16 protein-coding genes are annotated in these 14,685 nt (G+C 29.5%); all 16 read right to left on the reverse strand.

The window, feature by feature from the left end; translation table 11 throughout:
• Positions 1-13 precede the first annotated feature (13 nt).
• The 16 genes from bpSLO_RS05640 to bpSLO_RS05715 all read right to left on the reverse strand — a co-directional run bounded on the left by bpSLO_RS05640 (position 14) and on the right by bpSLO_RS05715 (position 14,467).
• Positions 14-1,213 carry an anti-CBASS protein Acb1 family protein gene (locus bpSLO_RS05640; protein ID WP_025375888.1) on the reverse strand — a complete coding sequence of 400 codons (1,200 nt, stop codon included), beginning with the start codon at positions 1,211-1,213 and terminating at the stop codon, positions 14-16.
• A gap of 75 nt (positions 1,214-1,288) precedes the next feature.
• Positions 1,289-1,897: a hypothetical protein gene (locus tag bpSLO_RS05645; protein WP_246989953.1), complete on the reverse strand. Its 609-nt coding sequence runs from the start codon at positions 1,895-1,897 to the stop codon at positions 1,289-1,291.
• A 50-nt stretch (positions 1,898-1,947) separates the two neighbouring features.
• Positions 1,948-2,475 carry a hypothetical protein gene (locus bpSLO_RS05650; protein ID WP_025375890.1) on the reverse strand — a complete coding sequence of 176 codons (528 nt, stop codon included), beginning with the start codon at positions 2,473-2,475 and terminating at the stop codon, positions 1,948-1,950.
• A gap of 127 nt (positions 2,476-2,602) precedes the next feature.
• Entirely contained in the window at positions 2,603-3,211 is a 609-nt protein-coding gene (locus tag bpSLO_RS05655) for a hypothetical protein (protein WP_246989954.1), read from the reverse strand.
• Between the two features lie 62 nt (positions 3,212-3,273).
• Complete coding sequence (locus bpSLO_RS05660; protein ID WP_025375892.1) at positions 3,274-3,885, reverse strand: hypothetical protein; 612 nt, start codon at positions 3,883-3,885, stop codon at positions 3,274-3,276.
• Between the two features lie 62 nt (positions 3,886-3,947).
• Positions 3,948-5,060, reverse strand: coding sequence for a hypothetical protein (locus tag bpSLO_RS05665; protein WP_025375893.1), 1,113 nt, complete (start codon positions 5,058-5,060; stop codon positions 3,948-3,950).
• Between the two features lie 74 nt (positions 5,061-5,134).
• Positions 5,135-5,650, reverse strand: a complete 516-nt coding sequence (locus bpSLO_RS05670) for a hypothetical protein (RefSeq protein WP_025375894.1) — start codon at positions 5,648-5,650, stop codon at positions 5,135-5,137.
• A gap of 81 nt (positions 5,651-5,731) precedes the next feature.
• Positions 5,732-6,355 carry a hypothetical protein gene (locus bpSLO_RS05675; RefSeq protein WP_025375895.1) on the reverse strand — a complete coding sequence of 208 codons (624 nt, stop codon included), beginning with the start codon at positions 6,353-6,355 and terminating at the stop codon, positions 5,732-5,734.
• 36 nt (positions 6,356-6,391) lie between these two features.
• Positions 6,392-6,943, reverse strand: a complete 552-nt coding sequence (locus tag bpSLO_RS05680; RefSeq protein WP_246989955.1) for a hypothetical protein — start codon at positions 6,941-6,943, stop codon at positions 6,392-6,394.
• An 89-nt stretch (positions 6,944-7,032) separates the two neighbouring features.
• Positions 7,033-7,668 carry a hypothetical protein gene (locus bpSLO_RS05685; RefSeq protein ID WP_246989956.1) on the reverse strand — a complete coding sequence of 212 codons (636 nt, stop codon included), beginning with the start codon at positions 7,666-7,668 and terminating at the stop codon, positions 7,033-7,035.
• An 88-nt stretch (positions 7,669-7,756) separates the two neighbouring features.
• Positions 7,757-8,302, reverse strand: a complete 546-nt coding sequence (locus bpSLO_RS05690; protein ID WP_025375898.1) for a hypothetical protein — start codon at positions 8,300-8,302, stop codon at positions 7,757-7,759.
• A gap of 197 nt (positions 8,303-8,499) precedes the next feature.
• Positions 8,500-9,054: a hypothetical protein gene (locus tag bpSLO_RS05695; protein ID WP_246989957.1), complete on the reverse strand. Its 555-nt coding sequence runs from the start codon at positions 9,052-9,054 to the stop codon at positions 8,500-8,502.
• 888 nt (positions 9,055-9,942) lie between these two features.
• Positions 9,943-10,548: a hypothetical protein gene (locus tag bpSLO_RS05700; RefSeq protein ID WP_025375901.1), complete on the reverse strand. Its 606-nt coding sequence runs from the start codon at positions 10,546-10,548 to the stop codon at positions 9,943-9,945.
• A gap of 27 nt (positions 10,549-10,575) precedes the next feature.
• Complete coding sequence (locus tag bpSLO_RS05705) at positions 10,576-11,139, reverse strand: hypothetical protein (RefSeq protein WP_025375902.1); 564 nt, start codon at positions 11,137-11,139, stop codon at positions 10,576-10,578.
• A gap of 274 nt (positions 11,140-11,413) precedes the next feature.
• A complete protein-coding gene (locus tag bpSLO_RS05710) occupies positions 11,414-12,562 on the reverse strand; it encodes a hypothetical protein (RefSeq protein ID WP_246989958.1) in 1,149 nt (382 codons plus the stop codon).
• A gap of 270 nt (positions 12,563-12,832) precedes the next feature.
• Positions 12,833-14,467, reverse strand: coding sequence for a hypothetical protein (locus bpSLO_RS05715; RefSeq protein WP_246989959.1), 1,635 nt, complete (start codon positions 14,465-14,467; stop codon positions 12,833-12,835).
• Positions 14,468-14,685 lie beyond the last annotated feature (218 nt).

Raw genomic sequence — 14,685 nt, forward strand, 5'->3', positions numbered from 1 at the left:
ATAAAATTTAAAATCAAAAATCAAAATGTAATTTATTCTTTAATATCGCAACCTCATCATCACTTAAAGAATGCGACTTTATAATCTCTAGATATTTAGAATACACATCCAGTAATCTCATATCTCTCTCTAATTTTTGCTCATCACTTAATATGACTAGATCATTAAAACGCATGCTAAGTCTGTAATACTTACTTAACTTAAGATTAACTGAAATCACTGCTGCTTCTTGCACGGTATGCAAAAAATCAATATAATTAGCTCTGTCTCCTTTTCCATCACTTCCCAAACCCTTTACCTGTTCATTAAAACTTCTTGTTAAGGGTTCTTTACTATCAGCACCTATCTTTGCTTTTACAAGTTCAAATGCATCCTTTAAAAATGCAAGATCGTACTTTATAACCTGTAAACTTGCACCCTCATCAGCACTATAAAAAATTCCCTCATTACTCAAACCACCCTTTAGCCTCTCAAACACAAGGTCAATCTCAGACCCAACCCTGCCTAAGCCTTTATTTACACCATCATTACTTTTAAAAAACGTAGAAAATAATCCCTTACCCTTAGTACTAAGACCAATCTGATTCTTAGCATCTTGCAATGATTCCATAAGTTCAACTAGCTGCTCATCTTTATAAAACAAAAAATTATATTGCCCAATGCGCTTTTCAATCTCTGAATATATCTGCTCTAAGAGACAGATACTTAAAAGTAAGCTTTGGGTATAAACTGGAATATGCTCGCCTAGTATATAATCAAAATTTTCATGGATTATAACTCTACTCTTGTGCAAAATAATAGATGTACCATCATCTTGCAGATATTCTAAATAATCACTACTGTGATCATCTATTATCCGATTATAGTCTAAATATTTAAATCCAACTGGCAATTCATCTTTCACACTTTTGCTTAAATCTTCATCTAGCACCTTAGGTTTAATTAAAATATATCCTGCTCCATTAAACCTATAACTTATCATTGCCTCAAGAAGTGCCTCGCTAAGTTCTAAGCTTAAAGGTTGTAAATCACTTAAATCAAATGTGGAGGAATTTAAAAAATCTAATCTAATCCCAGGTCTTAATGCATCTTCTGCTGAATTTTCTATGTAATTCCTAAAAAATAAAGAATACCTGTAAAGCTTCAATGGATCGATTGTATATTTATTAAATAATAAATTTTCAAAATCATTCTTACATTTCTTAAATATCATAAATTAATTATATCAATAATATTTAACTTTGTAAACTAAATATGATTAAATAATAACTATTAATAATAGTTTTATTTAAAAATCATATTCTCTAATAAAATTATCAGTTTCCATAATAAATTTCTTACCATAACTAGAGATCAAAGTAATTTTAATTCTAGGCTGTTTTCGAAGTTTATCAACAAGTCGTTTTCTAAGTCTAATAGTAAAAGTATTACTTACTGGAACTGGAGAAATAACTTCTGTAAGTTTAGAATCAGCTTTAACTTGTTCCATCTGAAAATCTTTAATCTCTGCAAGCTGCCAACTAGGTTCAAAAAGATGAAATATTGAAGGCTCTGCTTTTACTCCATCAAAAATAACCTGCTTAATATTAACTGCTCTATGCTCACCAACTATCTTAAATTCTAAAGAATAATCTGGAAAACCTGCTTCAATTGCTTTGCCATACTCCTCATTTGCGCGCATTATTGTTACCCTGAGTTCTTCCCTAGACACTTCCGTCATGTCTCTTTTTTTGAAATAAATATGACTTATACTCCCAGATTTAAAATCCTCTACATACTCTTTATAACAAAAATAAAATCTATCACAATATGTCTTAACATCTGCTGAGAGTAAAAATACACCTAACACGTAAAATGAAAACCAAAGAAACATTTTTGAAATAACCTGAACAAACATTATATGACTCCTTTAAGACAACTAATTTAAAATATATTCAAAACAAATAACTATGGTAATAGTTCCAAAGTATCAATTAATTTAATTAAATTTGCTGCACTAACTCTAAACTGATACTTTTTCTCTAACTTGCTCTCTTCTTCAATGCAAATAACACAAAATTTTAAGTCTTCTCCCTTAGCAGTCCCAATTAATTTTTTCCATTCAAATTTGCAGCGATTAAAGTCAAAATAAACATTAACACCCCTTCTCCCATCTACCTCAGACACATCCATAGGTCTACCTTTAAGAAAAGAGGAGTCAATATGAATAAAATTTCCATTAAGTTCAATAGTCTTTAAATAAATTGAATGATCACTCTTAAGATTAAGATATATACTAATAATGTCAGAATAAGAACTATAATCAATTACAAATGAATTACCACCATTAACCAAATTCAATTCAATATCTAATGAGCGATCGCAATTACTTAAATAAGATACGGTAAAATCCTGTGATTCTTTTGCAGAAGCATTAAAAAATACAAGTAAACTTGCTACAAATAATAATTTTAAAAAGACTTTCCTTACAAACATGAATCAAATCCTCCAGAAAATCAAATTTTGATCAATCAATTACATTAATAATTTAATTAACATATTGCACTAATCAAAATTAATAAAAAATTAATCAAATATTAATTTCTAAATTAAAGATAAAACATTAAAAATCATATTCTCTAATAAAATTATCAGTTTCCATAATAAATTTCTTACCATAACTAGAGATCAAAGTAATTTTAACTCTAGGCTGTTTTCGAAGTTTATCAACAAGTCGTTTTCTAAGTCTAATAGTAAAAGTATTACTTACTGGAACTGGAGAAATAACTTCTGTAAGTTTAGAATCAGCTTTAACTTGTTCCATCTGAAAATCTTTAATCTCTGCAAGCTGCCAACTAGGTTCAAAAAGATGAAATATTGAAGGCTCTGCTTTTACTCCATCAAAAATAACCTGCTTAATATTAACTGCTCTATGCTCACCAACTATCTTAAATTCTAGAGAATAATCTGGATAACCTGCTTCAATTGCTTTGCCATACTCCTCATTGGCTTTCATAATCGTTTCCCTGAGTTCTTCCCTAGACACTTCCGTCATGTCTCTTTTTTTGAAATAAATATGACTTATACCTCCAGATTTAAAATCCTCTACATACTCTTTATAACAAAAATAAAATCTATCACAATATGTCTTAACATCTGCTGAGAGTAAAAATATACCTAACACGTAAAATGAAAACCAAAGAAACATTTTTGAAATAACCTGAACAAACATTATATGACTCCTTAAAGACAACCCATTTAAAACAAATGACTACAAATAAATATAAGAAAACATTAAAAATCATATTTTTTAATAAAATTATCAGTTTCAATAACAAACTCATCATCATAAACAGAGATTAGAGTAATTTTAATTTGTGGCTGTTCTTTAAGTTTATCAATAAGCCCTTTCCTTAGATGAATAGTAAACGTATTACTTACAGGTACTGGAAATATAACTCCTAAAAATCGTTTATTAACACTAGATGGTCCCATCTGAAAATCTTTAATCTCTGCAAGCTGCCAACTAGGTTCAAAAAGATGAAATATTGAAGGCTCTGCTTCTACTCCATCAAAAATAACCTGCTTAATATTAACTGCCCTATGCTCACCAACTATCTTAAATTCTAAAGAATAATCTGGTGAACCTGCTTCAATTGCTTTACCATACTCCTCATTGGCTTTCATAATCGTTTCCCTTAAGTTTATCTTACCCGATTCCATCATCTCACTTTTAATAAAAAGAATACGACTTATACTTCCAGATTTAAACTCCTCTAAATACTTTTTGTAACAATAAAAATTCTCCTTATCACAATATGTCTTAAAATCTGCTGAGAGCAAAAATATACCTAATACGTAAAATGAAAATATACGAGAAATTATCAAAGTAAACCTAATAAACATTATATGCCTCCTTAAGAACGACTCATTTAAAATAAATGACTAAAAATAAATATAAGTAAACATTAAAAATTATATTTTTTAATAAAATTAAAAGTCTCAATAACAAACTCATCGCCATAAACAGAAAATAGAGTAATTTTAATTCGTGGCTGTTCTTTAAGTTTATCAACAAGTTCTTTTTTTAGATTAATAGTAAACGTATTACTTACAGGTACTGGAAATCTAACTCCTAAAAATCGTTTAGCAGAATCAACAGGTCCCATCTGAAAATCTTTAACCCCTGCAAATTTCTTACCAGAGTTAACAATCTTCAAAATTGATGGTTCTGCTTTTATGCCATCAAAAATAACCTGCTTAATATTAATTATCCTATCCTCACCAACGATACTAAACTTCAGAGAATACCTTGGATAACTCTCTTGAATTTCTTTTTCCGTTGCTTCCCTCTCTTCATCGTTCATAGCCTCGCTCCTAAATCCCTCCTTACCATCTTCAGTCAATTCAGTTTTAATAAAAGAAATATTTTTTATACTTCCAGATTTAAACTCTTCTGCATACTCTACGTCACAATAATGATAATACCAATAACAACGTTGCTTCAAATCTGTTGAGTAACCTTTTAAGATTGGCATCTCTACAATATGTATTTGTTCTACTAGCTCCACAAATTTACTCAAATTTGCTGCACTAACCCTAAACTCATAATCCCTATCAAGCCCACTTTTTTTCTCAACACAATAGACACTAAATTTTAAGTATCCATCATTAGCATCCGCTATTAATTTTTTCCATTCAGCTATGCATTTATCAAATTTTAAATAAAAACCATTATCCCAATTTGCCCCCATATAAGAAAAATCAAGAGACGTGTCGTAAAAACAGATATCTTTTCCATTTAATTTAATCGTCTTTAATTCAATCTCAACATCAGGATTAAGATTAAGATATATTCTTACACCTGCCTCTAAATAAGAGGTATAACTGATTGTAAACTTAGTACCATCACTATTAACCAAATCCAATGCAAAGCTACCTGTACCACTATGATTGCTTGAATAAGATACTGTAAAATCTTCAGATATTGTAAGATTCTCGGAATCTTTAGTACAAGCATTAAAAAATACAAGTAAACTTGCTACAAATAATAATTTCAAAAATAGTTTTCTTATTACCATAAATCAAATACTCTCCTAAATTAAAATTTTACCACTCAACTATTAACCTGAATATATATATCTAAACAATGTCATCATTGTAATATATCCATAAATTTACTCAAATTTGCTGCACTAACTCTAAACTGATACTTTTGCTCAATTTCACTCTCTTCTTCAACACAAATAACACTAAATTTTAAGTATCCATCATTAGCATCTGCAATTAATTTTTCCCATTCAGCCTTACAGCGATTAAAGTCAAAAAAAACACTAGCTGCCCTCATATTTTTTGAAAACACATTAATCGGGCGTTTTGTAAGGTCCCTATCGTCAATATGAATAAAACTTCCATCAAGTTCAATGGTTTTTAAGTAAATTGAATTCTCACTCTTAAGCGTAAAATATATATTCACAAGATTACTATAAGAGCTATACAATATTGAAAACGAATTATCATGATTAACTAACTTCAATTCAAATTTCAATGAGCTATCATCATTACTCGAATAAGATACGGCAAAATCTTGTGATTCTTTGGTACAAGCATTAAAAAATACAAGTAAACCAACTGCAAATAATAATTTAAAAATTAATTTTTTTACTACCATAAATCAAATCATCCCTAAAATTAAATTTTGATTAATATATTTTATTAATCAAATACTAATTACTAAGCTAAAGATAAAGCTTTAAAAATCATATTTTTTAATAAAATTACCCGTTTCCATAACAAACTCATCACCATAAATAGAGATTAAAGTAATTTTAACTCTAGGCTTCTCTTTAAGTTTATCAATAAGCCTTTTCCTTAGATTAATAGTAAACGTATTATTTACTGGAAATGGGAATATAACTCCTAAAAATTGTTTATTAACACTAGATGGTCCAATCTTAAACTCTTTAATCTCTGCAAGTTGCTTACCAGAATTAACAATCTTCAAAATTGATGGGGTAAAAGCTACCCCATCAAAAATAACTTGCTTAATGTTAAAAGCCTGATGCTCACCAACTATACTAAAATCTAGAGAAGAACTTGAAAAATATGCTTCCTGTGCTTTTTTATAATCCTTATCAAGAATATTTTTTAATCTTAATCTTTCCTTTTCTCTAGAAATTCCTGTAGTGTAACTTTTTTTTAAAAAAATATGACTTGTGCTACCAACCTTAAATTTTTCTGTATACTCTTTATAACAATAATCTTCATTATCATAATATGTCTTAACATCTGCTGAGAGTAAAAATATACTTAATACATAAAATGAAAATACACGACACATTATCGAAATAAACTGAGTAAACATTCTGCCTTTCATTCTACCTCCTTAAAACACATATATTTAATATAAATTTTAAATCAACAACCGAGACGACAACTCGAAAGCATCTACCAATTTACTCAAAGTTGCTGCACTAACCCTAAACTCATACTTTCGCTCAATTTTACTCTCTACTTCAACACAAAAAACACTAAATTTTAAGTCTCCGCCTTTAGCTGCATTAATGAGTCCTCTCCACTCAAATTTGCAACGATTAAAATTAAAATAAACAATATTATTCCTTATATTATTCCTTCTCCTATGCATAAAAGACAAATCCATCAGTTCATCTTCGAGCAAATGGGAATCAATATGGATAAATTTCCCATCAAGTTCAATACTTTTTATGTAGATTGAACTATCACCATTAAGCGTAAGAGACGCGGTAGCAGGTCCATCATAAACAACATAATTAATTTCAAATAAATTATCATTATTAATCAAACCCAATCTAACGTTTAATCTGTTATTATCATTGCTTAAATAAAATGCTGAAAAATTCTCGTACTCTTGAGCAAAAGCATTAAAAAATATAAATAAACCAACTACAAAGAATAATTTTAAAATTAGCTTTTTTATTATCATAAAACAAATACTCTCCCAAAATTAAATTTTCATTAATAATTTCATTAATAATAATTAACAAAACATTAATTCCAGTTTAAAAAAAAGCTTTAAAAGCTATATTTCTTGATAAAATTATCAGTTTCTACAATAAATTTCTTATCATTATGAGAGATTAGAGTAATTTTAATTCGTGTTTGTGCTCGAAGTTTATCAACAAGTCGCTTCTTAAGCCTAATAGTAAAAGTGTTATTTATTGACATAGGAAATACAAATTTCAAAAATTTGCAATTAACATCAACAGGCCCCATCTGAAAATCTTTAACCTCTGCAAGCTGCCAACTAGGTTCAAAAAGCTCAAAGATTGAAGGTGTAGCTTTTATGCCATCAAAAATAACCTGCTTAATATTAACTGCCCTATGTTCACCAACTATGCTAAATTCTAGAGAATAATCTGGATAACTTGATACAACTGTTCTCCTACAATCCCCATTTTTTATTCCTGTCCTTAATCTTTCCTTAGATACTTCAGTCATGTCCTTTTTTTTAAAAAAAATACGACTTATGCTACCAGACTTAAACTTTTTTGTGTACTCTTTATAACAATAATAATCCTTATCACAATATGAATCAATTTTTACATCCGCTTTTAAATCCACCTTTACATCTGCCGCTGAGAGCACAAATGCACCTAATATATAAAATAAAAATACACGACATATAATCAAAATAAACTGAGTAAACATTATACCTCCTTCAAGACAACTCATTTAAAATATATTCAAAATAAATGCGATGTATGTAAGCTTGCAAGTATCTACCAATTTACTTATATTATGGTTTTAAACCATATACAGGTTCTATTAAATCAATCAACTTACTCAATTTTGCAGAACTAACTCTAAATTCATACCTTTTCTCTAACTTACTATCTACTTCAATACAAAGTACATAAAATGTTAAATCTCCTCCCTTAGCATCCTCAATTAACGCTCTCCATTTAGGCTTGCAGACATTAAATTTAAGATCAAATCCAGTACTCCATAAGCTATTCCGATTAGAAATACCAATTTTTGACCCACTACCAAACGAAATATCGTAAAAACAAACATCACTTTCATTTAATTTAACCGACTTTAATCTCATCTCACGATCACTATTAAGCTCAAGATATATTTTTACAGAAGTACCATAATCAGTCCTATAAGAAATTACCAACACACTATCACCATTATTTAAATGCAATGCAAAGTAGCCTCCACCACTATAATTGCTAAAATAAGTTGCTGTAAATTCTTGTGATTCTTTTGCAAAAGCATTAAAAAACACAAATAAACTTGCTATAAAGAATAATTTTAAAATTAGTTTTTTTATTACCATAAATCAAATACTCCCCTAAATTAAATTTTGATTAATATATTTTATTAATCAAAACTAATAAAATATTAATTCCAGGCTAAGGGTAAAGCTTTCAAAGCTATATTTTCTAATATTTTCTTCAAAAAATATAACCTATGCTCCCAGACTTAAACTTTTCTGTGTACTCTTTATAACAATAATAGTCATTATCACAATACCTAAGTTAATAACTTTAAACTATATGCTTGTTCAACAAGCTCAATCAATTTACCCAAATTTGCTGCACTAACTCTAAATTCATACCTTTTCTCTAACTTACTCTCTACTTCAATGCCATCTACACAAAATTTAAAATCCCTATGCTTAGCTAAAGCTATCAATTTTTTCCACTTAAATTTGCACATCCTAAAATCAAGCTTAACACCATCACTCCATATTCTGTTCCTACTTGAAATATTCATTGACCCATTCACAATAGATCTATTCCCTTCAAGATAGATATTATCTTCATTTAATTTAATCGCATTGATTTGTATCTCACGATCACTCTTAAGCTCAAGACATATTCTTACCAAACCATTCAAATAAGAATCATAACCAATTGAAAGTACATCACCATTATTATTAGTCAAATTTAATGCAAAATTGCCTGTATCACGCTTATTGCTCAAATAAGTTGCTGTAAACTCTTGTGATTCTTTTGCAAAAGCATTAAAAAACACAAATAAACCAACTACAAATAATAATTTAAAAAATAGTCTTTTTATTACCATAAATCAAATACTCTCCAAAAATTAAATTTTCATTAATAATTCCATTACTCATAAAGTCTTAAAACTCATATTTTCTAATAAAATTAATAAGTCTCTATAACAAACTCTTTATTATCATGTGAGACTAGAGTAATCTTAATTCGCTTATACTCGAAGGTTATCAACAAATCCCTTGGCTAAGCTTAATAGTGAAAGTATTCATTACTGAAATTGTAACAGTGAAGTTCTAATGAGTCTTTTATTAACATCAAATCTCTTAAAAAGATACAATACACATAATACGTAAAATAAAAACATATGATAAATTATCGAAAAAATATAAGGAATATAAGTAAACATCCTGCCTCCTTAAAACACATACATTTTAAATATAAGGTTTTAAATATAAGGTAATAGTTCCAAACTATATGCTTGCTCCACAAGCTCAATTAACTTACTCAAGTTTGATGCACTAACTCTAAATTTATAGTTCCTATTACGCCCACTCTCTATTTCAACATAAAGAACATAAAAATTAACATAAAATCTTAATTATCCTCCATTAGCAACAGAAATCAAAAATTCCTACTTAAGTTTGCACATCCTAAAATCAATCTTAAAACCATCACTCCACATTCTGTCCCTACACATTATCTTTATTTAATTTAATCGCATTGATTTGTATCTCACGATTACTCTTAAGCTCAAGATATAAATTTACATAACAACTAAAATATGCCTTATAAACAACTTTACTCAAATAAGATACTCTAAGCTCCTCAAGCTCTTAAGCAAAAGAGTCATAACAAACAAGTAAACTTGCAACAAATAATAATTTTAAAAACAGTCTCCTTATTAATATACATCACACTTTCCAAAACTAAATTTCATATAAAATCAAAAATAGTTTCAAAACCCATACTTCTTTATAAAATTATCAGTTTCTACAACAAACTTTTTATCATAAGTAGAAATTAAAGTAATTTTAATCCGTGTTTGCGCTTTAAGTTTATCAACAAGTCCCCTTCTAAGACTAATAGTGAAAGTATTATTTACTGGAATTGGGAAGATAAGTTTTGTAAATTCAAAGTTAGCATCAGCAGGTCCCATCTGAAAATCTTTAATCGTTGAGAGTTGCCAACTAGGCTCATAAAGATGAAATATTGAAGCTTCGGCTTTTATGCCATCAAAAAGAACTTGCTTAACATTAATAGCCCTATGCTCACCAACTATATTAAACTCTAAAAAATAAGCAGGATAACCCTCTTCCATTACCTTTTTATATTCTTTATCTGTTGTTGTCCTTACCCTTTCCTTAACAGATTCAGTTATGTCCTCCTCCCAAAAAGAAATACGACTTATACTACCAGATTTAAAGCTTTCAGAATACCGTTTATAACAAAAATAGTCCCTCTCACAATACGACTCAACCTTATCACTAGCTGAAATCAAAAATACACCTAACACGTAAAATAAAAATATACGACACATAATCAAATAGAACCTAATAAACATTAATATGACTCCTTTAAGACAACACATTTAATATAAATAACCAAAACCACGTTCTAAACCATGTACTTGTTCTATCAGATCAATCAATTTATTCAAATTTGCAGAACTAACTTTAAAATAATACTTCTTATCAAGACCTCTCTCTACGTCAACACAAAGAACACAAAATTTTAAGTCTCCGCCCTTAGAATCAGCAATGAGTTCTCTCCATGTAGGCTTACAGACATTAAACTGAAGATCAAAACCATTGCTCCATAAGCTACTCCGATTAGAAACACCATTTGTTGACCCATCTACAGCAGAAAGGTCGTAAAAACAAACATCACTTTCATTTAATTTAACCGACTTTAATCTCATCTCACGATCACTCTTAAGCTCAAGATATATTCGTACAGAACCACCTAAATAAGAGTTATAACTAATTACAAGTAAATTACCATTATTATTAGTCAAATCCAATGCAAATCCGCCTGTACCACTATGATTGCTTAAATAAGATACTGTAAACTTTTCAGATTCTTTATTACAAGTATTAAATACAAGGAAACTAACTGCAAATAATAATTTTAAAAAGAGTCTTCTTACTACCATAAGCCAAATACTCTCCAAAATTAAATTTTCATCGATAAGTATTAATCACATATTTAAATATGTGTCAAAGTCTATACTTAAAACAGATATTAATCAACCCTTACAATAAAAAACTTAAAAAAAATAACTAATCTAAACTTGAAAACACATGCTTCAAAATTCAAAATTTAATTGACAGAAAAAAATTAAACTAATTAAATAACTGATAAAAATAAAAATACCCTAAAGCTTAAAAGCCCTAGGGTAAGGTAAAGCATAAATTGGTATTTAAATTTTATTCCTTAATCTTTGTCTTCAATGTAGCAAAATCACCACCTTTATAAGAAGTACCATCAAGCACTGATTCCATCTGTCTAAATACATAATCAAAAGAATTATCACTGCAATCATAACAATATTCAAAACTATCTGCTAATCTTTGGAAAAATAGACTTAAATAATATCCACTATAATTTATAGAACTAACAGAAAGTCTCATTAAAGCTTCTACCTCAGCATCACTCTTAATGTCACTAGCAGAATGAATTCCAGCTGATCTTAAAATCTCGCTACCGCTGCTCCCACTAATCAAATTCTGAATCTCTTTTGAATCACTAGCATTTGATTTTATAAAATCATACACCTTTTTCATATCTCGTCCCAATTTTAATCTTTTTAAAGAAGAAGAGAGATCCTCTTTTTTTAACCACTTAAAGAATTTTTGGTACATATTCTTAAACTTATCTTGATCAGATTTTGATCTACCATTAATCTTAATAGCACTCCCAACATACTCCTCTAAACTCTCAAAATTCCTCTTCTCATCATCACTAATATATACGCTCACGCCACCTTTGGAATTAATATCTCTTGACTTACAGCTAATACCACGGGAACCATAAGAATGAGCAACTCTTGTTCCTAAAAGAGGAGATATATACTCTTTTGGTTTTTGGTGAGTTTGACTCAAAGTTTTAGCTCTATTTTTTCTTAACTCTTTCACTTTTGGGACTACACCTTGACTAGATTCTGTTACTTTAACGGTAACAGCTTCTTGGGTTGCATCTTTCTTACCTTCTGTTGCTTGAGAAGTTACAGCTTCTTGGGTATCACCAACAGTAACTACTCCACCAGCAGACACATTAATCTCTTCTCCACCCTCTATAACATCAACTTTTGGACGATAATTAACACCATCATAATCTACATAAACAATGTTACCTTGCTCATCAACATAAAAATACTCATACTCATCTTCCATTTCTTCAAGAGAACCTAGCAAATAATCTGCACCGTCAATAACACTCCTAAAGCCATTTCGAAGAAAATCTCCCATTCTCTCGACCTGATGATCATCAAAGTTATCCTTCCCAAGTAAGTTAGCTAAATCACAGCTAAAGGCCAAAATACTTAAGAGCACAACAAAAATTTTAGCAATTTTCATACTCTTCCTCCTTATTAATTGCTAAAAAAATTATAAATAACTTTTAAATATCAAAATAATACAAATCAACAAATTTAAATTTAAAGTAATAACTCAAATTATTATCAAAAAAAGTATCTTGAAGTAAAAGATAATATAAATGTACATACACGTTAATTTGCATATAATAATTTAAAAAAGATTTACCACCCTGCATAAATCAAACAAAACTAAATAAGAACTTACCCTAAGGCCCTTACAAACTTAGAGCAAATTTTTCAAATCATTACATTAATTTGTAGCTTCAATTTTAGATTTAAACTCTAAAACCCCTTCACTTTTATCAGAAAATACTTTCCTTAGATCTTTAAATATCTGTTCTTCAGATTTATCACGACTATTTTCACTATCATAAAGAGTATCTGCCAATGCTTGGAACAACAAACTCACAGCAAATCCACTATAATCACTAGAGCCAAGAGTTTTTTCTATTAAAAAGTCTACCTCTTTATCATTATTTAATTTATCATCACTATTAATATCAATAATAGTACTTTTATTCTCAATATCATCTACAATACTTTGCATCCATTTCTTAAGCTCTGTTGAATCTGAACTTTTTTCTTTTATTAAATTAAATATCTTCTGTAGATTTTGTACTAATTCTTTTCTCTTAGAAGCATTAGTATCACTTGTTTTTAACCACTGAAAGAACTTTTTGTGTCCGGATTCTAATTTACTTTGATCAGAATCTGACCTACCATTAATCTTAATGGCACTTTTAAGATATTTCTCTAAACGCCCAATTATTTGAATCTCATCAGAACTCAATCCCACTGCTACATTATTGCCTTTACTTGTAACATCAGAACTCAATCCCACTGTTGTATCTTTAGCTTCACTTGAAGCATTGGAACTCAATCCCACTGTTGTATCTTTAGCTTCACTTGAAGCATTGGAACTCAAACTCATTACTGACTCGCTGTCTTCACTTGCAACACTAGAACTCTCTCCCGTACCAAAAAACATACGAGCTCCCATGTTTTGGATATCACTTATAACAAAAGTCCCTACATCTTGAAGCACATCAATAACAGTGCCTACGCCTTGCATAGCAGCTGTAGCAAAAGTTCCTGCTCCCTGAATAACATTATCAATTCCACTCATAACATTGTCTACAACGCCACCAACAACATTTCCCAAAATTTTATCTCTTATATCTTGATCAGAAAAATCAGAATATTGTTTTTTAGAATCCTGTGTTTTAGTATCAATAAAACTTCTATCTTGAGCATTAGTAATAACTTCTCCTTCATAACCAGATGCTCTTGTAGACGTTCCTGCTATTTGTAAAGCAGTACTCAACCCTGAACTAGTACTAGTAATTGAATTTATTGAATTTCTATTTTCTGTTACATGGTTAGTAGATATACCTTCCTTGTTAGTAGACATACCACCCTTGCTTTCAACACCTAAATGAGAATTTAAATCAGAAGTACTTACTACTCTTTGAGTACCAGTATCTTCTAAGTTTTGGGAACCCTTTTCTGCTTCTTGACCACTATCATCTCCATTATTCTCACTACCTACAGCTACTTGAACACCAACACTCCCTAGATTTTGAATAACATCATTTTTTATTCCTTCACCACTATCATCTACGTCTCTTTGACCAGCATTTTCTGCTTCCTTAAGCACACCCCCCGATTCCCGGGCACCAGCAATTCCATTCTTAACATCATCTGTGCCTTTTCTTTGTCCACCAGCAACTCCTAAATTTCGACTAAAAGCTTTTTCTATTTCCCTACCACCAGCCGAGACCTCTTTGTCAACACGATCCGGTCTTCGGAAAGGAGAATCATCAAAACCTTTTGTTCCTTGAACAAATCCATCATCATTAGTTAACCAATCACTTGTACTTCCCATATCATAGAATTTGCAACTCAATATCAAGGGACTCAGAAACAAAACAATAATACCAAATTTTTTCATATCCATCCTCATTAAAAACCACACAAAATATTAAGATAATAATATAGCAATAAAATTGAATTTCAAGGAATTTTTAAAATTCTTACTTGAAAAGTACTCAAAATAAAAGGAAATGGGAAAATTAAATAAAAAAATACACCCTAAAATTTGTA

The organism is Borrelia parkeri, assembly GCF_023035815.1.
In the GTDB taxonomy this organism is placed as follows: Bacteria; Spirochaetota; Spirochaetia; order Borreliales; family Borreliaceae; genus Borrelia; species Borrelia parkeri.